This window comes from Caballeronia sp. LZ024, assembly GCF_031451455.1.
Classification (GTDB): domain Bacteria; phylum Pseudomonadota; class Gammaproteobacteria; order Burkholderiales; family Burkholderiaceae; genus Caballeronia; species Caballeronia telluris.
Window position 1 is genome coordinate 2,422,208 of record NZ_JARUXL010000001.1, and the last position, 21,705, is coordinate 2,443,912.

Sequence of the window (21,705 nt, forward strand, 5' to 3'; positions counted from 1 at the left end):
AGCGATGAGCAACTTCAGAAATTCGACAGTGACAATCAACGGCAAAGGCAACCACGTTGGCGACAGTGTGACCAACCACAACAGCCACAACCAGAGTCACAACTATGTGACTAACATGTATCGCGAGCCGCCGCGCGACGGCGGAAGAACGGACAGCGAAATGCCGGCCGCCATCGTCTTCTGCGCGCTCGCAGCGTGGCAATTCTTTCGCCACTATGAGCAGCTCATCTCGGCGATGCAGCAAGCGGCCGCCTGGGCTGTTTTACCCAGCCTCGTCGCGGCGGCAACGGCGTATGCGCGAAATAAAGACACGCAACCGGCAATGCTGTCTGCTGCTCCCGCCATCGCGTTCGCGTTTGCGGCTTACCTGCTGCTTCAGTCTATCGAAGGCAGCATTCCGCCCGCGGTCGGTGCACTCGCGATGCAAAAATCAGCAATCCAGTTTTGGCAAGCCCTGAGCGATTATGGCCGTCAGCTCGTTTTACAGAACGCGACGGCGATGGTGTTCGTGTTGATGGCGACGGCCTCCAACGCATTGGCCGGACTGCGCACCTTCGCGACGACGAACTTCGGTTGGTTCGCGTGGCTTTGGAAACTCACGTGGCGCAACTCTCCGCGCCGGCACATTGTTACGCAAATGGTGCTCCTAGGTGCTGCAGGCCTCTTCACCTCCGGCAAAGCGCTGACGGCCTGGCACTGGTTTCAGCACGCGATTCGCGCCATCGCGAGCTAACTTACTCGCCCTGAGTCGGAGCGAGGTTGAAAAAGGAGCGCCGCGCACGACGGTTGACGGATGAGCCGCGATATAGTCTCATACGCACATTTTTCGCGGAAGTCGCACGTGAAGCCACCAAAGTTGCACCCTTCAACCTCCTTTGTGCAGTTGTGCAAGTTTGCCTTAGGAAAAGCCGCCGACCCGCAGCTCGTGCTGCTGAGTGCAGATGAACTGGAAAAAGCGGGAGACACAGACGGCGCACGGGCCATTCGCGACCTGGTGGGCACATCTATGCACTCGAAAAGCGACGCCACGACCGTCAAATCAGTCGTCCAACTGTCGGGCGACGAGCTCACGCGAACCTCGCGCATTCCCGTTGACCGCGAGACTTCAGCACCCGTAGCGAGCATCACTGTTGTGAAGTCGTTGCCGACCGAAGGTCCTGTCCTGTCCCCGAAGCTCGCCGCCGGCATTGAATCGTGGGTGAACGAGTGGCACCGCGCGGCAGAGCTCATTGAAGTAGGCATCGAACCTGCACGAAGCTGTGTGTTATTTGGCGAACCTGGTACAGGCAAAACCCAACTCGCCCTTTGGCTCGCCCGGCAGCTTGAGCTGCCCGTTATCGTTGCACGTCTGGACGGGCTAATGTCTTCGTTCCTCGGAACGACCTCGAGAAACATCGGCAACCTGTTTGACTTTGCAAACAGACATCGTGCGCTGCTCGTTTTAGACGAGTTCGATGCGATTGCGAAGCTGCGGGACGACCCAAACGAGGTCGGTGAGATAAAGCGCGTGGTCAACACGTTGCTGCAAAAGCTGGATGAGCGCGCAGAGCGCGGATTGACCATCGGAATAACCAATCACCCCCAGTTGCTCGACCCAGCAGTGTGGCGACGATTTGAGCTTCAAATCGAGCTCCCGAAGCCCGAGCTGGGCGCGCGAGTTGAGATTATCGGGCGTTATGCCGAGCCCCTCAAATTTGGTGACGCTCAATCTAAACTTCTCGCCGTCATCCTCGAAGGAGCGTCAGGTGCAGAGATTCAAGATGTCGTAAAGTCGCTTAAAAAAAGTTGGATTTTAGATAGTCCGACGCTATCCTTTGCGGAGCGGTTGCAGACTGTCATAAGCATTCACGCCGCTAGAGTATCCAGTGAGGCAACTGGCATCCTCAACATGCCTTTGCGAGAGCTTGCCCGAGCATTTATCGAGCGCTATGCGTTCAACACAGTGGAGCTCGGGGAAGTCTTTGGAGTTAACAGAACAACGATAAGCCGCTGGGTGAGTTGACCCGGCTCCGGAGAAAGTGATGGCCGGGGAATATCCGCTCCTTTACATACAAAATCCGAAGGTGTTGCGTCAAGCGCGCAAGACCAACGCGGGTGGCACGAAGACCGATTTCTTTGCTGACCGTGATGACGCGTTCGCTCAGCTTCGAGTACAAGTGACGTCGAGCCTAAAAATCGTTCAAGACCAATTGCAGCAGAATTCCGCGCGGTTTTGCTCTTCGGGCTTTGTAAAAGTTCGACTTCAAGAAAAGGCTTGGGCGAAGACCCATCGGCCAGTTAAAAAGCTTTTCACGCCTGCCAATGCACCCGTCGTCGGTGGTGACGATATTGGCGAGCTTATTGTCCGCACGAACGTCGCCGGTGTAGGTCGAATTCTCGAAAGTGTCGGCCGTGCCGACGAGACCACATCCCGACGCTTCGACAGCCAGGGTCGTTGGGTGGTCAATCCTAATCGTGAGCGCTCTGAGGTCGGCACCCTGGAGGGCCTCCGACTGTGGTCTGCCGCGGACCGGCGCCTGCCCGACTCGGAATCTGCGGTTGGAAAATTCGCGAGAACCGGTCTCGCGCCGATGTACGCGGTACGACTTTTCGACTCGGTATCAGGCGCTCTCGAAAAGCATGAAGGGGGGCGCGAGAGCAAGGCGCTTCTGGACACCCCGGCTGAGTCGTTCGTTCGTTCGTTGAAGCAGCTAGCGCAGACGCTGGGCGTGTATGTTGTCCTCGACGACTCGGTGCCGACCATCAACATGGCGTATGTCGGTCTCACCGACTCACCTGGATTTGCCATTTTTCGCAGCGTCTCTGACCTCGCTAACGTTAGCGAACAGTTGATTGTCGACGGCGACTATTCGGATGACTCACATAACCGACTTCTTGAGCTCCTTGGCGAACATCCCAACGTTCGCACAGTGTCGGTTCCGCATATTCTCTCCACCGACCGACCAGCTTCGCTCGCTGCATCGGCTGTTCCGCAGAGGGTTCAACGCAGGTCGACAGTTATCTCGGTTACGCCGGCGAATATCCCGGAACCGGAAGAAAACGCGGCCTATCCGATGGTCGCGGTCGTCGACGGCGGCATCTCGGACAAGTTCGAAAAGTGGGTGAAAGCCGCATACGGGAAGATTCCAGCAAGCCATCGAGAACTCGACCATGCGACCAACATCGCGGGCCTGCTTGTAGGAGCACGGCACTTCAACCCCGGCTACGGGCTTCGCTTTGAGGATGATGGTTGCTGGCTGATTGATGTCGCGCTTCATGCGGGGAACGAACACTTCGGCAAGCACTACGGTAACGGGTCTGCCCGCTTCATGGATGAGCTCGAGCGTGTCGTGGAAATTTGCCGCAGGGAGCATGGTGTACGTGTTTTCAATTTCAGCCTCAACAACAAGGAAGACGTCATACACAGCGATTTCAGCGAAGAAGCGACACGGCTCGACAAGATTGCTCGTGAGCACGACGTCTTCTTCGTCATCTCTGCAGGCAACACGCACGGTGACGACAAGCGGCCGGAATGGGATAAGCGCATCAGCGTGGCGGCCGCGCAGTTGATTGAAAGCAAGTCGGACACGCTTTGGGGGCCCGCAGATTCACTATTGAACATTTCCGTGGGCGCAATGAACGGCGCTGGGGTCAAAGACTGCCTCCCAGACGTGCCGGCATGCTATAGCCGACGTGGACCGGGCGTTCGAGGCTCCGTCAAGCCCGATGTCTGCCACATCGGCGGAGCTGACGGCGAGAACGACGTCTCGGGGTTGTTGAGCGTCTCGGAGCACGGCATGCTGGCTGCGGTGAAGGGCACGAGTATGGCCGCTCCCTTGGTGGCGAAGACCCTTGCCGCTCTCGATATGGAGCTCGCGGGCGCAGCACCTCGTGAGGTCGTGCAAGCCTTGTTCTTGCATAACACGTACTTTGAGAAGCCGTTTAAGAGCCAGCAAGCCCGTCGCATCGGTCGGAGCCTGATTGGCTTCGGATATCCCCGTGCGAGTCATCAGTCGCTCGCCCTTGACCGGCACACTTTCGGCGTCGTGGTCTATGACAATCTTCAGGTCGATGAGAACACCATCATCGACTTTCGCTGGCCGAAGGAATTGGTCGATGACGAGGGCCGTTGCCGCGGCCTCGCACGCCTAACTCTCGTCTGCTCCCCGCCTCTTGACTTCAGATACGGGGCGGAAGTCGCGCGCATCAACCTCGAGTTAGCGCTTCGTCAGCGCAAGACCGCCAAGGCCGGGCCTAACGATGATGAAGATGATGACTCGGAAGGCGAAGAAGACGCAATGAGCGCCGGATGGCAAGGACGTGCGAAGCCGGTTCATGCTCATGGATTGAAGAGAAGCTCTCGCGAGGCTGCGTTGCTTGTTGACGGACTGAAGTGGAGTCCGGTGAAGGTGCTCGAGGGTAACTTCAAGGGTACCGGGCGTTCGGCGGAGTGGCGACTCTGCGTCAACTACGTTCTGCGAGACCAGGCGGAGTTTCCCAAGGACGGCATTCCATTTGCGGTCGTGCTGACCATCTCTGACCCTGAGGGTGCAGCCAACGTCTACGGCGACCTCGCACAGGAACTGGTAGCAACCTCCGCTGTACGTATGAACGATATCCGCGCCGCGATGCGCATTCGCCCGCAAGCCATGTAATCGAACTCGCTGAAAAAATGTCTGCAATTACTAAACAATACATCGTCATGCCTCGGGCCATTGAAGAAAGAGAGTTCGTTGGTCCGTTCGCCCAGTCCGGTCGCAAGCAAGCAGTCCTTCACTCTCTGCTGCACAAGGCTTTTCCGCAGGGCGCGCAGATTCCCGTAATATCGTCGAGTCTTGATAGCGGCGTTGCGGTCCTCGAGCTCACAGATGCACAGGCAAGTGCATTTGAGGCGGCAAATCTGAACGTTCCTCTGCATCCTGTACGCACATATCGTCTCGCTGCGGTCGACATAGACCAAGTTATGCAATCGAGGCCACCCTTCGACTTCAGTGGCTTGACCTGGACCTCGGGCAAAGCGTTCAAAATCAAGGTGTGCGACTCTTGCGGCAGCCCTCTTACGGGTGTGTCTGTGACTCTGAAAGAGCTGGGCGCAGCGAAGCCTGTCTGTGCTGTCACGAATAATCGAGGCCTAGCGACAATTGACTCAGTTAGTGGGCGTGCAGAATACATTCGAGTCGCCCCAATCTCGGGCTACTGGGCAGAAGTCCGGCGAGGCGAGACGTCGACGAAGCAAGTCTTGTTTACGTTGCAGAGCCTGACGCCGGCTGTGCCGGACTGTTTGAAGTACTATTGCTCCGAGGCCCTTGCGCCCGGGGCTGGCGAAACTGACGTGCCACGAGTCAGGGTTGCTGTCATTGATACAGGCATCGACGACCACTGCGACCTCAGGAATGTGTCCCAACGCACCTCCTGCACTCAAGCTGACGAGGATGATGACCTTGGTGACAATGGCACTGGACACGGGACTCACGTCGCCGGCATTATCGGCGCTACGGGCCTCGCACAAGGTCTGGCGCCCAATGCAGAGTTGATTAGCGTTCGAGTTTTTGAGCGAAATTCTAGTGCAACCCTGACCAATTACGTGTATGACGGAATTAAGGCTGCCATCGAGGCCGGGGCCGACGTAATCAACTTGAGTCTCGGACAGACGGCGCAAGATGACGTCCTGCGAGCCGCCATCGAAGATGCAGAAGCAGCAGGAATCCTGGTTGTGGCGGCATGTGGAAACGAAGGAAGCAACATTCCTCAGTACCCCGCCGTTTACTCGAGCGTCATTTCGGTCGCTGCCCTAGGTCGTCGAGGAACGTTTCCGAATGCGTCTGAGCATGCGGCACATATAGCGCGTGCAGTCGGCTGTGACGCCGACGATTTTGTTCCGCAATTTTCAAATTGGGGGGCAGTGGACCTTGCAGCACCGGGCGTAGCTGTCATTTCGACCGTAGGCACGAAGGGATACGCTGCCATGGATGGAACGTCCATGGCGTGCCCGGTGGTCTCGGGACTTGCCGCCAGGTTGCTGGAGTCCTCGCCTACACTGAGAGGAAGGCCGCGCAGCCCAGAGCGTTTAACTGACTTGAAGGGGTTGCTATATAACCAGTGCAGATTGCTTGGTTTTGGCTCCTCTGACGTAGGTCGGGGGTTGCCTCACATGGGTGGAGTAACGTGATGAGTCGCTTTGTTCTTGTTTTTAGAGGCACTGGAGACATACCTCAGGAAGAGCTCCGGTTGATATGCGAGCATGCGAAGGCTCGAATTTTGGACACACGTGCATCGAAGTCCGTCTCGAAGTCCGTCGTGGTAGAGGTGGAAGGCCCCGCAGACGACTTGTTGGCCGACGTTAAAAAGTCGAACCAATGGATTGCAAGCGAGCAGCGTACTTACAAACTCGCTTGACTGTACGACCTTTTGCATAAACGCTCGGCGGTTTGCGAGCGACTGCATGAGCGGGCTTCCTCCGCACCCGGAAAGGCGTCTGGGCTAATCAAAAAAGAACACTGCCCATACATCGTCCCGCGTTGCGGGGCTTTGTGCTGCGCTAAACTGAATGAAACGACATCGGGAAGGCTCCCTTCCCGATGTCGTTTCAACCGCATTCGCCGGATTTCTCACGCTGCGACCTGAGCTCCGCACTATCTTTCGTTAATCCTTCAAGGTAACCCGCTTGCATAGCGGAAATTGCTTCTTTGGTTCGCCCACGGACTGACCGTGCAAAGAGACTGTAGCGCCGGAAAACTTCTTTTCCCACTTCGCCCGGTGCTGTTTCTTCAACTTTCTCTAGTCTATCCGGTGGCAGACGAGCATCAATCCAATAGATGCCGACTCCGAATGCCTTAGTTCCTATCCGAACTATCCAAGTTGCCCCTCTCGTTTCAGACTCGCAGGAGTCCCCCGCGGAGAAAAATTTGAACAAATTCTCCTCATCCATCGGCCCAAGTTCGCACTCGCCCTGTAAGTCGAGAATGCAAAAACGAGCGCTGAGCCATGGCGCCTTTGTTGCTGGGAATGCGGCGTTGTCGACCAGCAGTCCAGGGCGGGCTCGGTGAAGGTTGGTCACAACCTGTTCCATGACGCATCGAAGCCCGTCATCATCAATTGCGACAAAGTCATTCAGGTCGTCCGAACTCCCATACTGAAAACGGAGCGTAAATTGCAGAAAGTCAGAGTTAATCGGCTCAATTTCGATATCTATGCCGAACGGGTACTTTGTCAGCTTACATAGTGCGGGTTCATACCGCTCTGGCATCACTTCGCAAATGACCTCGACGACAGCGGTCAATGCGTTCGAAAACGTCGAGAATGGGCCACATGACTCTTGCACGCCCCCAACTAAAGTCGTCAACAAGCAGAGGGGAAGCTTTCTCGCCCTTCTCTCGTGATAAGCAACGCGGAAGTTAGATTCGCTTTCTCTTATAAGAGCCACCGCGTGCAATGCACTCCGATATCGTAACGGAATACCCAAAGATTCTAGCTCTGCTTTTAGACGTCTTGCAGTTGAAGTCGGGCTGCTTTCTGCGTCGCCGCTGATTATTTCCCAGACTTGCGTCGCTTGCTCCAGATAAATACTGCTGTTGCCTGCGTTAAGAAACGCACAGAGTATTTCAGCAGCAGCCTTCGCCAAATTCGCGGGCGATTGAAAATGCGTCATTACACAACTCCATAGGTTGCATCCGCGTCAGACGAGAGGACGTGGCGTCGCGCATGCCACGGGCCTGAATTGGGTGTTTAACGGAAATTGCGGTGTCAACGCACGCTGCCAAACCTGGATTTGCCATGACCGCAATGCGGTGGCGCAACGGATGGGCTCCAGATGCCTTGAGTGCATAATACCACCACAGCTTTGGCTAGAACGCCATGTGAATCTACGGAGGTCACGGGGCTGGGCTTGACACGTTGCAATCTGCAGCATCGAACATTACAAAGTCCTGGACAAGTTCGACAACTCAACGAATTGCGTCTAGACAAGAAGCACAATGGAATCGATGCCGGGCTCGCTCATCGTTATCTCATTTATGAAGCCTCGAGGTCGTGACTCGAGACACCGCAATGTTCGCTGTAGACGCATCACCACAGGCATCGCTCGAATCGGCAGCGCGCTGACGTTCCAGAAGCGGCGTGCGTTGTGCCGGCCGGACTAACTCTCAAGCCTCCAAAGTAGACCCTGATTCCGAGAGATGCTCGGCGAGAAGTCTCGGAGGGCGAGCGATAAGCTACTCGACATGGTCCGTGACGATGGAGAGATTGCGCGCCTGCATCAACCCCAGCCGACACTAGGACAGATACAAATAACTCGGGAACCCTGCGGCGTTCAGCCCCGTAGCGAGTTGTCCGTCAGTCACGTGCACGACGGCATGGGCTTGCCTGTCGCTTGACTTGCGAGGACAGCAATTCCTTCGGTAGTCAGCGTCTCAGACCCCGTGAGCGTGTAGGTCCTGCCTTCCGAAAAGGAAGTATCGAACGCTGCCGCTAGCGCGTCGGAATGTCCTCGCGTCCACCGTATGAAGTTCTTCCACCTGCGGCCGCCGACTGCCACTGCCCGCTCTTCGGCGCATACGGAAGCGCTCGGAGCAAGTTCTCCTGATATCGCCGTTCCGAAAAATCACATATGGTAGACCGATGGCCTTGATTGCCTGCTCTGTTCCCAGGTGGTCGGGCGCGAAAGTCAAAAGCAAACTGTCAGGATTGGCAGAGACGTGTAGGCACGACTAAATGGACCCGTGCACTGTTATATTCCGCACCATACGACGAATAACACACCGAGGAGAACAGCGGCGTGACTTGATGATGGTCTCCAGGTGTTCAGGTGATTGGGGCCGGTAAAATTTCAATTTACCTACTCTCTTGCCCGCGTGTGAAAAAAAGGCCCGACAGTAGCTGTCGGGCCCAATGCGGACGACCTCACCTGGCCCTGTACGAACGTCCATCGCGCAGTAAATCAGCCGGCGGTTCAGGCATCCACATTCGACAAGTACCACAACATCTCTGTTGGGATGTCCGGACGTTCGACTTGTTCGTCGGCGGTTCGCGAGTCCTGCATACTCCCCAGGCACCCCCTCAGACTTATTGGACCTGCTATTTGAAGCTGCGACGAAATACGGCGCGCTATCAGGTGTATGAATCTGCTGAAGTGCCTCACTAGCGGGCGCGTGAAGACCGCATCCGAGCCCGAATCCGTACGTCGCAAACTATATCGACAAATCGCTCCCGGGTAATTGCGCCAAGATTACATTCTTGCCATTCATTCGTCACTTGTTAGCTGCGGTGATATTTCCCACTACGAGAGCAGAGGCAATACCGTTTGTCTTGTGCGTTGACAACTTGCAAGCCGCTCTTGGATTGCGCATTTTTCATCTAGGAGCCATGCTTTAGTCAGGGTCCCCCACCTACACTCGCCTCTAATGCACACCACTTGGAGATGCGAAATGAAAATTGCGAGCGCTTTGATTGCTACCGCCTTGGGGATTGCTGTAACCGCACCTGCTCTTGCGGAACACACTTACCGGCTCAATGACGCCTCGTTGAGTCAGAGTACAAACGCTGCGCCCGGTTCCTACGGAGGCGCTGTCGACGGCAACAGTTCCGGAAGCTCCCCCGGCAAGACTCGAGCACAGGTGTATGGGGAGTTGATGCAAGCACAGAAAGACGGCGTCGTACCGTCGAATAAGACGGACTATCCACCGAGCCAGCGCACCGTCCAACACAACCGCGAACAGTATCGTCTTCGGCATTGACCCCTATCTTGAAGCAACTCAATGTCGAATTTGCGTTTTCAAGCCACGCTTGACGACATGGCGCCTACCGTTGAACGAAGCGAGCGACCGCAAGACGGTGACAGGTCGGGGCGCCTGAATTCCCAGCGAGGTCCAAGCTACTGTTCGAATTCTCCAATGGATGGTGAGGCAGCTTGAGTGCTGTGGTCGCACGCCCCCTACATCCTTCCACCGGTGAACATATGAAACATTGGGTCGCACCCGTCGCAACAATCGCTGTCGCCGCGCTCGTCGGCTCGACGACGTTCGTTTTCTCCGGCAGCTATAACGTAGGAGCAGACGCGCCTCACTGGCCGTTGACCTACAGAATCCTTCAGACGTTTCGGAGTCGGTCGGTTGACGCGCACGCGAAAGGAATCGCTCCGCCGAACCTTGAAGACCCGCAACTAATACTGAAGGGCGCGGGCCAATACGCATCAATGTGCGTGAAGTGCCACCTGGCTCCAGGCGTTAAGGATTCTGAGCTCGCCCCCGGCCTTTACCCCCACCCTCCCGAACTCGCTAAGGCAGACCTCGACCCCCGCAGCACATTCTGGGTCATCAAGCATGGGCTAAAAATGAGCGCAATGCCCGCTTGGGGATTGTCGCACGACGATGAAACCATTTGGAGCATGGTAGCGTTCGTACGGAAGCTACCTAAGATGAGCCCGCAGGAATACAAAGACATGGTGGCAAAAGCACCTCCGGACGAAGAGATGGAAGGAATGAAAAATATGCAAGGAATGGAATCAATGCATGACCCCGCGCAGGATGCAAAGGGCGATACTCCCGCCACCCACAGCCCCGGCTCGCATCGACACGCTCATATGGAATAGAACGAATTTCGACGCCATAAGCGTTACCTAAGCTTGCAGGCGTATTGTCTCTAGGCGATGCCTTGCCCTCTCTTTAACATCGGACGCGCCAAATAAGGTGGCGTCACCTTCCACGCGGACGGTCTAGCCCGGCGAAGTCGTAACGCGTATGCCAATACCGTTTTTGCCGGTAAGTGAGACCGTCCCCTTTGGCCCGACAGCGATGTCGGGCTTCTTTTTTCCGTATCTACTACCGCGAAATTTCTCCACCCGGAACGGGTGTGACGCAGACGAATGGCTGCCGCAACGGCGCGCAGCAATCGTTGTCGGCTTTTGCAGAGAAGCACGCTCGGGGATTTGGTACGTTCCACGCAGGCAGACGAATACCTCCCGGCGCTTTGCCGAAATGATTTCGGCCTTGGGAGACTTGAATTCCGTTGGCCCGCAGCTTCTCGGCCCACACGCGCGCATGTTGGCGCTCCGACGAGCGAGTTCGATAAAGACCTGCTTACGACTGCTGGACCCCTCTACGTGGGACAGCGTCTCGTAAAGTGCCGCGCTGTGTAGTTCGTCGACCAGGTTTGCGCGATAACGTTTGAGTTCTTGTGCAGACGCCATGATTTTCCCGCGATTTTATCAAGACAACACCGTATCGTTTTCCCCTCATCTCGATATAAAAACCCCCGCACCTCTCGATAACCGTTAATGCCAACCATTCTTAATGACGTTCTGGCGAACGCTGATTAGATTGCAGATGAAAACCATGTTCACCTAAAGCATACGTTGCAAAAGCTTGTCGCGAAATCCCACCTGATGCACAACGGCAGCAGCTACGTGCAATCCGATGAAAACCAGCAGAACAATCGAGCCTGCACTGTGCAGTTCTCCGAGCGCGGCCCCACCAGAACCCTGGGTGGCGATTTGGGGAAGATTGATAACGCCCGCCAGCCGTACACGCCAATCTCGCCCGTTGGCGTTGAGCCATCCAAGAAGCGGCACAACGAGAAGGAGAAAATATAGCATCGCATGAACAACCAACGCCAAAACGTTCAGCACGCGCGACCGGGATGCCGGAGGCGGAGCTTCTCGGTATAACGCCCATACCAATCTGAGTACCACGACTAGCAACAACGATGTACCGAGACTCATATGCCAAACCTGCAGACCCATCGGCGGCGTCGTCCCTTTGACATCAGGCATGAGCCAACCGAGCGCATACTGAGCACCTACCAGAGCAAGCGTTAGCCAGTGCAGAATTCGAGAAACGAAGTCGTAACGGACATTCGCAAGTCGCAGGGGCCGTCTATATCGCGTAACCATAATCCTTCCAGTTTTTTGCATGAAAGACTGCGCCTTCGACACCCTTGCGATAAGACGTTAGCACCTCCTGTGCTTCGCGAAGCTCGAGTTTCCTATCCTGTCAATCGCCGGCGTGCGCAAAGTAACGAGCATCCTACCTTTGCTAGCTTAGGAATCGCTTAGCTACATTGAGTGCTATTCAACCTACGATTCTTTCAGGCAGGCCTCCAAAATCGACCATCACCGTGCTGATGCCACCGCCGCCGCGCTGAGGTCGCAATCCGAGTGAAGGGACATTTGGCGGCAGCATTTGTCCATCCGGCCCGACACTAAAAGAATAGATGTTCGGCTCACCCGTTTCAATCGCTTCCAGCAGCCCACGACGCCTCTTATCGAACCAGGCAACAAAGTTTCCGCAAACGGTCGCATACCTAAACTCTCCCGCAGAACGACGCGGGTGAGCGATGAGAAATGCGTGGAGTCCTCGGGGATATTGCTGTCCTCCAAAAAGTGATTTGAGCGCAAATGGCCGACTGAAGGTCTCGTCCAACAAGAAATGCACAAGCTTGGACCAGGGGTCCGCCGACGCGTCGAATCTCACCCCTGTTGTCCCGTCAAGCATGCCAACTAATGCTTCAGGCAGGCCCAGCCCGGCTGAAGCCTTCAGTGGTATCGCCGGCGAAACGAGCCCCCAAGGCGCCCTACCTTCCCTTCCCTTTTGTAGCGCTTTGGCGGATTCGTGCGAGCGATTAGACCGTACCGTCCTAACTCATCGACGGAGCTCTCGGGAATCTTCGACGCCTGCAGTTCGCAATCAATTGCACTTCCCTCAACCCTGAACTTCGGCCACGTCGAGTAGAGGTTGTGCTGGGTTACCTCCGGCGACTTGACCTGGCCTGACGCGCTCATTTTCGTCTGAATCAGTAACGCAACGCCTTCCTTCGGCTTGTTCGCAGCGTCCGGGCGTACGACAAGAAGCAGGTCTCCCAGTTCGCAGCGCGATTGGGCGATACCGGGCGGCCAGTGCACGTACGGAGACTGGTGCACAAAAGCCCCTGACACTGTTACCTTCACTGCGGTCGCGCTCGCAAGTGTGACGAGGAACCCCGACCTGAGGAACGGTACGCCAGCGATGACAAAGCTGGCGACATGTTCCGGCTCAGCGCTGGGCGTCTTCACCCCGGTCGGTGTTGTCCAAGCGTTACGACAAGCGTGGTCAACCGCGGCCTTCACGTCGATGACGAGTTGACGTCGAGTGGGGCCATTTAGAGCAAGCGCGGTTGGTTCAACCTAAGTTATCTTGTAGGTAGCATGCACGACGCACCTGCGTCGTTTGAAGTGCCAACGGCCCGCCGCTTCGTGGCACAATCAGCAAATCCCACGTCTCGAAGCCACCGATTATCACGTGCTACTCGCGTGTTTAATCGGAATGCGTTCTTGCTGTCGGATTCAACGGATGCGCGGCGCGCTGCGTTCGCGCATCGCTACTACGACGATTGCCGCAATCATGACGCCGGCGATAGTTAGCGAAGAAGGAATCGTGCCGAGCGCGAGCCCCCCGTCCGCGTGACCTTTCGTTAATGTATCGCCTAGCGTCGCACCTAATGGACGGGTCAACACATAAGCCGCCCAGAATGCGACGCTTGTGGGCATCCTCTTCCACCAGAAGTGTGCCGCTGCGACCAATAAAAGTAAGCTCGCAAAAACCAGTGCACCGCGTTCAAATCCCAGCCCGGTCGTGGTCGCGACGAAATCTCCGAGCGCTGTTCCGAGGGTATTTGAGACCAGAATCGTGAGCCAGTAAAATAGCTCTTCAGTTTTCGTCGTGATGTTTTCGAACTCGAGTCGACCAACGACAACGCGCCACACGATGAGAACCAGCAAGACAGCCAGGAGAAGCATGGCCGACGATGACACGTACCCCATCTTCAAGGTACGGTCGATGTAGTCGGATGTAGTCGTGCCGACGGTAGTCGTCGCTACAACGACTGCCCAATACGCAAACGGGTGATACGTCTTTGCGCGGAGTTGGATTGCCAACGTTATTGCAAAAAAGCTCAGCACTATCAGCGTACTAATTCCGTAGCCAAGCTTTAACGTCATGGAGAGCGAATCTCCACCGGTTTCTCCGACGGTGGTCGCAAGCACCTTAACAAACCAGAACATCAGCGTCACCTGCGGGACTTTGCTAAGCCAGGCTCCCGAAGGCACCGTGGTTTTCTCGCTGACTAGCATTTGTTCACCTTTATTCAAATTGGATAGGCGGCAACACCCACAAACATACCCGCCTGGAGCAATCATAGTGAGTCAATTCTTAAGGGAGGCTTAGCCAGCCCGGATGGTTTGACTTTAGGGAATGAGCTTCCTCCAAGACGTCGTCTGGCGCAGCGAAAGAATCACGCTCGCGTTCGATATTGTGGAGGAATCGTCTGTACCACCGCCGGGCCGTTAGAGATTCCCAGCGCCACTAGCCTCTTTCCGTCGAAACTCCTCCAATCTTTTCCACGTGCAGTTCTTCAATCGCTTCGCACATCGTGATGTTCAAACGCTTACCGCAGCGTTTTCATCTCTAGCAGATGCTCGGTGGATAATCACTGCGGCTCATTGGAATGAGGTCGGCGTGCTGAGGCTGATTAAAGTCCGAACGGCACGGGACTCTTCCCGATGGAGCCGTTGGCGAGCGACCGATTATCAACCGGGCGCAGGGCGAGCGCTAAGCAGAGCGACAGCGCTAGGTTCAGGCGCCCTACGAAGGCTGATACATGACATCAGTTCGAAATCGAGAACCTTCATATAGCCGCCTACGAGAGGTGTAGTCGAAGTCGCCGTCTCACGGTCGAACTGGTCGTCGCAAACTGGTTTGCGTTACCAGTAGATGACGGTTTAGTCCTTTCTATAGCACGCACTATTCTGAATCGGTGTGCTGCCGTGATAAATTCGACAACGCAAATGCACTTGAAATTTCGTTGTTAATACACTGTCTGAACGATTGTAAAAAAGCAAGCTATCGAAGACGACGTATCGCGGACTTAAGAGCAAGTTACCCTTGGCGCGGTGCGCGGGGTGGGATAGTCCTTCGGATGAGCCGGCAGACGACGCAGTCGAGCGGTCGCATCGACCTCGGCCTCGTTGCGTTGGGCCGTCGTGAGAGTACTTTGACCGCCAGTTCTAGTTGTTCCGTTAACCGGACCGTTGACCACACATGTTGCCATAGTACCGTCACGAAGGTGTACGACCTTCGTGTAGCTGGTCGTCGAGGTCGCATTGGCATACGTTGCTACAAGCATCAGCGCCATAAATGATGCGATGTAGAAGTACCTGATATTCATTTTGACTCTCCTTCAAGGACCGTCCAAGAGCGGGTCAGCGGCGCTCAACCACACGACCGCACACATGTGTGGATGTGCATTAGATAAAAAGTGTGCGACTTGCGCGCTTAAGGCAACATGAAGTGTCGTCAACCCCGCATCTCTTTGACCTCAATGTCGCCCACACCGGCCGTTTCTCGTAGATGCGGGCGACGGCCCGGTTGAGCGCTAACGGCATGAACCGGCTATTTCCAAAGCTTCGGATTCTGGAACGCCCCCTCTTTGTGGAGCGTACTGAGGGGCGGCTGTCTTCCGTCGGTCTCGCTGGCCGCCGTAGAGCCTAACTAAAGCACTATCCGCCGCTCGACGAAGTATATTTGCGAACAGCACAGGTTCCCCGCATAAGAAGTCTCGACGCGACTCGACTCAAGCCGCCCCGAACTGAGCCGAGAAGCGCAAGTTACGTTTCCCGCCTCGTCGGGACCATGATGACTATTCGACGCAACTGGGCGCCTCGCCCGACAAAGTCAGATTGACCGAAGCACGCCGGAAAAAGGCGGGCGACGACCCAAGAACTCGCTGGGGTAGCAGCGAATGTCAGAGCACAGTACGTGCGATTCGCAGTGTTGCCCGGCGTACTTCGTTGCGAATCCTAGTCGGGGTTAGGTCCCTCCGTTTTATTTTCCAAAACAGCTCCGGTCTTAGCATCTACACCGACTTCCTGGGTCGCCCTCCCGTTACGAATGTCGAACGAATACCGCAGCCCCGTGCCGCCGGCCTCCTTCTCCAGTTCTTCGTCTACGATTTTTCCTGGATGTGCCTTCAGCGCGATAGCGCGTGCCTCGCTAATGTCGAACTTCGCATCTTTCGAAAGCGATTGCCCGTTGAAGGCATTTGCACCGAAGCTGGCGATGAACAGGCCGTAAGCCAGCGTGAAGCCAATGACTTTTTTCATTCGAACCTCCGTTAAGACGATTAAGTCATAGCGATATTGCGCGTTCGATGGTTAACACATGCTTAACGCCCGAAGAGTTTATGAACCAACTTTCAACTGATGCAAGGAGAGCCGATAGCCGATGCGCCGGTCCCTTAAATTTGTCCGGGAACTCAACTGGCACGTGCTGTGAGAGGCCCGCAGCAAGGATATTCCTCGCTGCGTTCCTGCTTCGGCTCGAGTATCTCGACACAATCCGGGCAACTCCACAGCCGAATGTCGAACGGCAGTGCCTTCGGCCGGAACGTGCAGGCGTAACAGGTTTAGCTCGACGCGACGAACCGGTCCGCCCGCCGGTACGTGCGGCGATACCGCACCGCCTCGTAGGCGAGCTGTCTAAGTAGCGCACCCACGCAGCGTCGCTGCAACTTTGTGCGAAAGAGCTGCGTATCATCCCTTGATGCACAGGTCCTCCATGAACACCGTCTCGTTTTCGCGAATGAGTTGCGTGGACAGTTTGTCAGCGTCCCCGCGGGCCTCTTCCAGCTGCGTAGATTGTTAGCGAAGCCATCTCCTGCTCCTTCGTTGCCTATTTTGCAGCCCCTGCGGACCGCAGTCTTGCTGGTATCCTGAAATAATTGTCTCATCTGCCAGGCTGTCTCTGCCCTGCGGTGACAAATCACTCATATCACAGCCATCTGGTCTTCGAAGCATCGAAGATTGGGACGTGCACCGTGAGATTTTGGCCTCGCACCATCCGGTATGCTGGAATCTTCGTGATAAACGATGGCAGCACCGGTTCTGCTGATGTAAACCGTCGTGTAGCGAACACGGGAAACCTCTCTCCAACGGCGGAGCCAGATGGTCACGCACGCCGCGACCAGCGGTCGCGGTGTCCTTGGGATAACAGTCTCCCACAAAGACCAATGGCTAACATGTCCAAGGAAGTTCACTTCGAGTGAAAGAGTTAAAAGACATTGTAGCGACGTCACTCAGCCTCGCCAGGGCCCTAAATTTTAGGCGGCGGCCCGTCGCGGCAGCACAGGTCGAAGCTTTCTGACGCTCTCCCCGCCTGAAGGACGAGGGTTCCTCGCCTTCGCGAACCAAGTTCCTGTTCCGACCCGCACCGCCCCCGAGAGTTGTCCGCAAAAGGACTTCTGTTCGGTCCACAGGCTTTAGTTCCGCGCCCCTGCGGAACGCGTGGCTCGAAATCCGGCTGCGAGGAGATTCCCTGCAGCGTTTTTATCCCGGTCATGGACTTTGCCACACTCGGGGCAGGTCCATTCGCGAGTGCGGAGCGCCACGCTCGCCAGCTTTCGACCGGCTCGTGACCCACCGTGCTCCCTTAGCCGGAGCGCGAGGTTAGTAGCGTCACAGGAACGCCATGACAATCCTTCCTTGCCAACACGGCCACCCCTGGGAGGGCGAGCAACTGGTCATGCACGGCCAAAGGCGCCCTCTCAGGGTCAACGGCACGTTGCACGTTGATTGGCCAAGATGTGCGATAAAGCCGTTCATGCACCAGCGAACCCGCCCAAACGGGCGCTAACGCCGCGCCCTGCTCCTCAATCGCATAATCCGTGGGCCAGAAACGCAGCACGTCGCGTTCGTCTGTCGTACTGCCGGCATGCGTGAAGACGTATAAAGACGGCACACCCTCGTTTAGCTCTGGCAGCACCAGCAGTGCCATCGCTGAAACCTTGGGGAAAGCGAGGGAAAGCAGGCTGCGCGCAGAAAGCTTCGCTCCGTCGACCCAACCCTGAGCTCGAAGGAGACGTTTTATCTGCTCAATCTTCGCGGACCACTGGATAGCTAGAGGCTCCCTTCCGGTCACCTTCTATGTCTGAGCGATAGCAAGGGAAGCTCCGCCACAGAGAGTCGGTCCATTGCGACGTTGTCGCGATGACAGATGCCTTTGTTAGCTCCCTGTTGGGTTTCGGTGCGGTTGTTCCTGCGTCAAGCCGCAGCGCCACACTGACGCACACAATCGTCAGAATGAGGACTGGCATGAACCAACGCGATGGTCGCACTACCGGCCTCCGCCACACGGCAGTAAAAGCGACAGCGGACACCCAAATCGCTGCAAGCGCCGCGCCTCCAATGGCCGGGCGTGGCAAGGTTCAACATGACCGTGTCGCCCCATGGGCTGCGCACAGATTGAAGGAAGTGATAAACGGACACGTCAGCCCATACAAGTGAGTCGCCGCTGATGACGTCCTGTAAGACCCCGAAGAACATCTCAAAGACTTGCGGGTGCGTCCGAAAGGGCCACAACTCGCAAATCTGCGACCTATAGCGGGTACCGAGCCAGTAGCTCATACCATGCCATCCCCGAATACTGCGCCAGCAATCGCGCATGGGGACAGCGTCCCTAAATTTAAGGACTCGGTTCCAGCAAGCGCACCGGCTACGAACATCGCAGTGCTACCCGGGCTGAATGTGCCAACAATTGCGACCGCTACGAGAAACGCAGCGAGGAAAGCGACCGCGAGCGTCCATACCGGGTGGCCGGCTAGCAGGCGCAATAGATGTTCGTATGCGTGTTCCATCGACATCTCCACGGTCCGCGCGCCAGTTGCCACTTAGCGCAATTCAGATTTCCGCAGGCCAGGTGTCGCGAGGTGCCCGCACGCGCTTCGTGCTGGACGTCGGTAGCGCGCGCTGTGACTTCACCGGCGGAGATGCCCACAGACTATAAAGGTCGATTCGAAGCTGCTGGACCCGGCGGGTCGACACCCGGCCTTCGTGTGCCGTGAAAGTCCACCCGAAAGTGGCGAATCCATTGGGAACCACGACCCTCACGCAGCGTGCGCCAACACCCTCGCACGTAATGGCTTGAGGCGAGACCAGTTCGTCAGCACGTGTGAAGCGCGCGCTGGAAACAATGTGATTCGCCACTCGGAGTAGGCCAACGTAGAAACCGGCGAGTTTCCACCCCACAAAGAGAATGGCATGCGCGACCTTAAGATTTCCTTAAACGAACTTCACCGCTAGTGCCATCGAGAATCCAATAGCTCGCATAATGTCCGCTTAAGCATGCGAACCTTATTCTGCAGTTACCGGTCGCGGACAGGGCTGTACGCGACGGAAATTACTGTGGAGGTACCAATCATGAAATCCCTTCAAGCCGTGGTCATAGTTGCCGTGTTGGCGACACCGTTGGCCTCTTTCGCTCAGCAGTCGAATGCACCGGTCACCCGGGCACAAGTGCGTGCCGAACTCGTTCAGTTAGAGAAGGCCGGATACAATCCGGCAAAGCGGGACAATACTACCTATCCCTCCGACGTTCAAGCTGCCGAAGCCCGCATTGCGGCAGGAAATCCCTCAACACAAGCCGCTACTCAAGGAGTAGGTGGCGTCACAAGCGGCGCGACACAATCGGGGCATCGTACGTCGGGTTCGACGGCTTCGCGCTCCATGTATGGACATCACTGATGGCGACCGGCTCGTCTGGCTGCTGCTTTCAGCGCGTGCAGATTGGTCAACGAGCCGCGCCGGATTGGCCTGCAAACGTAACTTCCGCGTGGAGTTTGAGTCAGCATCGGCCGACACGGTATCGATGAAGAACTATCGACAAGGCGCGGCTTACGTTGCGGCTGCGAATTAGAGAACGAGCCTAGAGCGTAATAGGTCCGTCCAGGTCTAACATTTCTGTAACTGCGTTGCCTGAGATTCGGCGAAGCCCGGTCACAACGGCCTCCAATCCGTGCGCGTCTGCCCGGTTCCTGAGTGTGAGCTTTGCATCGTGTTTTGCAGCGACAGCCACGGCGATGGCCAATCCTAATCCACTACCTTGGGTGTTGGCATTCTCGACACGGTAGAACCGGTCCAGGACTCGTTCAAGGTCATTTGAGGGAATACCAGGACCGTCATCAACGACGGCGAGCATCGCGCCGCCACCATCTTCGCAAATGCGAACGTCGACCCGACCGCCGGGATTAGTGTATCGAATGGCATTGTCGACGAGGTTCGTTACCATGGTAATAAGCGACGCCTCGTCGCCAACGACGAATATCGAGCTTTCGGAGGCGGTGAATCCCAGACACTCCAAGCCAAGGTCCACCTTCGTATGCTCTGCCAATATCGAGAGCTCGCCAACTACCTGCGCGCCCACGCGTCGAAGGTCAGCACAGCCGGTATGGGCGCCGCTTTTAGCGTCTTCTCTGGCAAGGGACAGTAATTGATTCACGAGGTGAATCGCGCGATTCACCCTTTCCTCAAGCTTTTGAAGCACCTCACCGCTGCTCAAGTTTGCGCTGTCCCGTCTTGCTACCTGAATCTGTAGCTTGATTGCTGCTAAAGGTGTCCGGAGTTCGTGTGCGGCATCGGCCACAAAGACGTGTTGTTTATGCATGGCCCTTGCAAGCCGGCTAAGCATGTCGTTTAGGGCTTCCACGAGCGGCTTGACCTCGGCGGGTATCGCCGCAGCCATGTTTATCGGGTTTAGGGTATCAAGGGACCGGGCCGCCAGCGATTTCGACAGAACATCGACCGGACGTAAGGCTCGTTTGACCACCAACAAGACCAATACTATCTCGAGTGGTAGGATTACAATCAGAGGCCAGAGCGTTCTCAGCGCAAGTTGAATTGCTAGTTGGTCTCGTATAGACATCGGCTGACCGACTTGAATAAATCTAGACGCCTGTTGCAAACCAAGCACGCGGTAATTGCGTCCGTCTATTTCAATAGTCTAAATTCCTGGACGCTGCCGCGGCAGCATGCCGCCGGACGGCGAGCGATATGATTGACCACCCGACGCATCCCAAATCTGGAGAACGACCCGGTCGTCGGTCAAATCTTCGAAGCTTTCGGACTGCGTGTTGGCTAATTTCGTGTCAGCGACGACCGATTGCGGCACGGAAATGGCGACCGAACGCAGTTCGTAATCGAAGAGCTCGTTCGCTTCTTCAAGGGCACTCCGAAAGATTCCAAACCCAGCGACCGCGGTCATCGCGCCAAGTCCAACTATCAGGCCAACCAATAGCTGAGAGCGGACAGACTTCATCCCGCTGCCGCCAGACGGTATCCGACACCCCGAACGGTGACAATGTTTGCAACTCCAAGCTTCCTCCGTAGATTGTGGACGTGCACTTCGATAGTATTGCTCTCTACCTCTTGATTCCACGAGTAAATCTTATCCTGTAGTTCCGCTCGACCGAAGACTCTCTCAGGCTCCTCAATAAGAACTCTTAGCAGGGAAAACTCTCTGGGCAAAAGTGGGATTTCCGTTCCATGCACGAATACCTGGCGAGCCTTCTCATCAAGGGTTATGTCTCCGTGAACGTACATTGGTCGCGATTGCCCGACGCGGCGTCGCAGGAGCGCGCGCACGCGGGCCGCCAGCTCATGCAGGTCAAACGGTTTAATCAGATAGTCGTCAGCACCCGCATCAAGCGCTGAAACTCGGTCCGTCACTGCATCGCGCGCCGTCACGACAATGACCGGAGAACTGCCACCTTGGGCACGATAGCCTTTCAGCAGGCGAAAGCCATCCATCTTTGGCAGCCCCAAATCGAGCAAAAGTAAGCGCTCGATCTCCCACACACGGGGCCAAGATGGCCGCGTAGCAACGGTCGCGTCAATACGGCGGTTGGATCAAGCGTTGTTACGCGGTCAAGTCG

Annotated in this window: 18 protein-coding genes; 8 read left to right on the forward strand and 10 right to left on the reverse strand. The window is 56.2% G+C overall.

Annotation, left to right across the window (positions count from 1 at the left end):
* The first annotated feature begins 4 nt into the window (after positions 1–4).
* From QCE48_RS10955 to QCE48_RS10970, 4 genes are all read left to right on the forward strand, one after another.
* Positions 5–733, forward strand: coding sequence for a hypothetical protein (locus tag QCE48_RS10955; RefSeq protein ID WP_309787824.1), 729 nt, complete (start codon positions 5–7; stop codon positions 731–733).
* A gap of 108 nt (positions 734–841) precedes the next feature.
* Entirely contained in the window at positions 842–2,002 is a 1,161-nt protein-coding gene (locus QCE48_RS10960; protein ID WP_309787823.1) for an ATP-binding protein, read from the forward strand.
* Positions 2,003–2,021: 19 nt separating this feature from the next.
* Entirely contained in the window at positions 2,022–4,634 is a 2,613-nt protein-coding gene (locus QCE48_RS10965) for a S8 family peptidase (RefSeq protein WP_309787822.1), read from the forward strand.
* 17 nt (positions 4,635–4,651) lie between these two features.
* Positions 4,652–6,148: a S8 family serine peptidase gene (locus QCE48_RS10970; RefSeq protein ID WP_309787821.1), complete on the forward strand. Its 1,497-nt coding sequence runs from the start codon at positions 4,652–4,654 to the stop codon at positions 6,146–6,148.
* 417 nt (positions 6,149–6,565) lie between these two features.
* On the opposite strand, the gene QCE48_RS10975 is transcribed toward QCE48_RS10970, so the two are convergent.
* Positions 6,566–7,627, reverse strand: a complete 1,062-nt coding sequence (locus tag QCE48_RS10975; protein WP_309787820.1) for a hypothetical protein — start codon at positions 7,625–7,627, stop codon at positions 6,566–6,568.
* Positions 7,628–9,401: 1,774 nt separating this feature from the next.
* Here QCE48_RS10975 and QCE48_RS10980 point away from each other — a divergent pair.
* Positions 9,402–9,710 (forward strand): DUF4148 domain-containing protein, encoded by a 309-nt coding sequence (locus QCE48_RS10980; RefSeq protein WP_309794131.1) that lies wholly within the window; start codon positions 9,402–9,404, stop codon positions 9,708–9,710.
* 221 nt (positions 9,711–9,931) lie between these two features.
* On the forward strand, positions 9,932–10,564 hold the full coding sequence (locus tag QCE48_RS10985) for a cytochrome c (protein WP_309787818.1): 633 nt from the start codon (positions 9,932–9,934) through the stop codon (positions 10,562–10,564).
* A gap of 750 nt (positions 10,565–11,314) precedes the next feature.
* Here QCE48_RS10985 and QCE48_RS10995 read toward each other — a convergent pair.
* The 6 genes from QCE48_RS10995 to QCE48_RS11020 form a co-directional block, all read right to left on the reverse strand.
* Positions 11,315–11,863, reverse strand: coding sequence for a cytochrome b/b6 domain-containing protein (locus QCE48_RS10995; protein WP_309788351.1), 549 nt, complete (start codon positions 11,861–11,863; stop codon positions 11,315–11,317).
* Positions 11,864–12,041: 178 nt separating this feature from the next.
* The gene (locus QCE48_RS11000; RefSeq protein WP_309794133.1) at positions 12,042–12,464 is read right to left on the reverse strand and encodes a hypothetical protein; all 423 of its coding nucleotides are present in this window, start codon (positions 12,462–12,464) and stop codon (positions 12,042–12,044) included.
* Between the two features lie 827 nt (positions 12,465–13,291).
* Positions 13,292–14,077 carry a hypothetical protein gene (locus QCE48_RS11005; RefSeq protein ID WP_309787816.1) on the reverse strand — a complete coding sequence of 262 codons (786 nt, stop codon included), beginning with the start codon at positions 14,075–14,077 and terminating at the stop codon, positions 13,292–13,294.
* A 1,725-nt stretch (positions 14,078–15,802) separates the two neighbouring features.
* Positions 15,803–16,105 carry a PepSY domain-containing protein gene (locus QCE48_RS11010; RefSeq protein WP_309787815.1) on the reverse strand — a complete coding sequence of 101 codons (303 nt, stop codon included), beginning with the start codon at positions 16,103–16,105 and terminating at the stop codon, positions 15,803–15,805.
* Between the two features lie 1,154 nt (positions 16,106–17,259).
* A complete protein-coding gene (locus QCE48_RS11015) occupies positions 17,260–17,475 on the reverse strand; it encodes a zinc ribbon domain-containing protein (protein WP_309787814.1) in 216 nt (71 codons plus the stop codon).
* On the reverse strand, positions 17,430–17,918 hold the full coding sequence (locus QCE48_RS11020; protein ID WP_309787813.1) for an LssY C-terminal domain-containing protein: 489 nt from the start codon (positions 17,916–17,918) through the stop codon (positions 17,430–17,432). Before QCE48_RS11020 ends, QCE48_RS11015 begins: the two co-directional genes overlap by 46 nt.
* A gap of 1,277 nt (positions 17,919–19,195) precedes the next feature.
* Between QCE48_RS11020 and QCE48_RS11025 the strand changes: the two genes are divergently transcribed.
* Both QCE48_RS11025 and QCE48_RS11030 read left to right on the forward strand, forming a co-directional pair.
* Positions 19,196–19,519: a DUF4148 domain-containing protein gene (locus QCE48_RS11025; RefSeq protein ID WP_309787812.1), complete on the forward strand. Its 324-nt coding sequence runs from the start codon at positions 19,196–19,198 to the stop codon at positions 19,517–19,519.
* On the forward strand, positions 19,506–19,691 hold the full coding sequence (locus QCE48_RS11030; RefSeq protein ID WP_309787811.1) for a hypothetical protein: 186 nt from the start codon (positions 19,506–19,508) through the stop codon (positions 19,689–19,691). The genes QCE48_RS11025 and QCE48_RS11030 overlap by 14 nt, the downstream gene beginning before the upstream one ends.
* A 9-nt stretch (positions 19,692–19,700) precedes the next feature.
* On the opposite strand, the gene QCE48_RS11035 is transcribed toward QCE48_RS11030, so the two are convergent.
* From QCE48_RS11035 to QCE48_RS11045, 3 genes are all read right to left on the reverse strand, one after another.
* Positions 19,701–20,696 carry an ATP-binding protein gene (locus QCE48_RS11035; RefSeq protein WP_309787810.1) on the reverse strand — a complete coding sequence of 332 codons (996 nt, stop codon included), beginning with the start codon at positions 20,694–20,696 and terminating at the stop codon, positions 19,701–19,703.
* 78 nt (positions 20,697–20,774) lie between these two features.
* The gene (locus tag QCE48_RS11040; RefSeq protein WP_309787809.1) at positions 20,775–21,035 is read right to left on the reverse strand and encodes a sensor histidine kinase N-terminal domain-containing protein; all 261 of its coding nucleotides are present in this window, start codon (positions 21,033–21,035) and stop codon (positions 20,775–20,777) included.
* 50 nt (positions 21,036–21,085) lie between these two features.
* Complete coding sequence (locus QCE48_RS11045) at positions 21,086–21,628, reverse strand: winged helix-turn-helix domain-containing protein (protein WP_309787808.1); 543 nt, start codon at positions 21,626–21,628, stop codon at positions 21,086–21,088.
* Between the last annotated feature and the right edge of the window lie 77 nt (positions 21,629–21,705).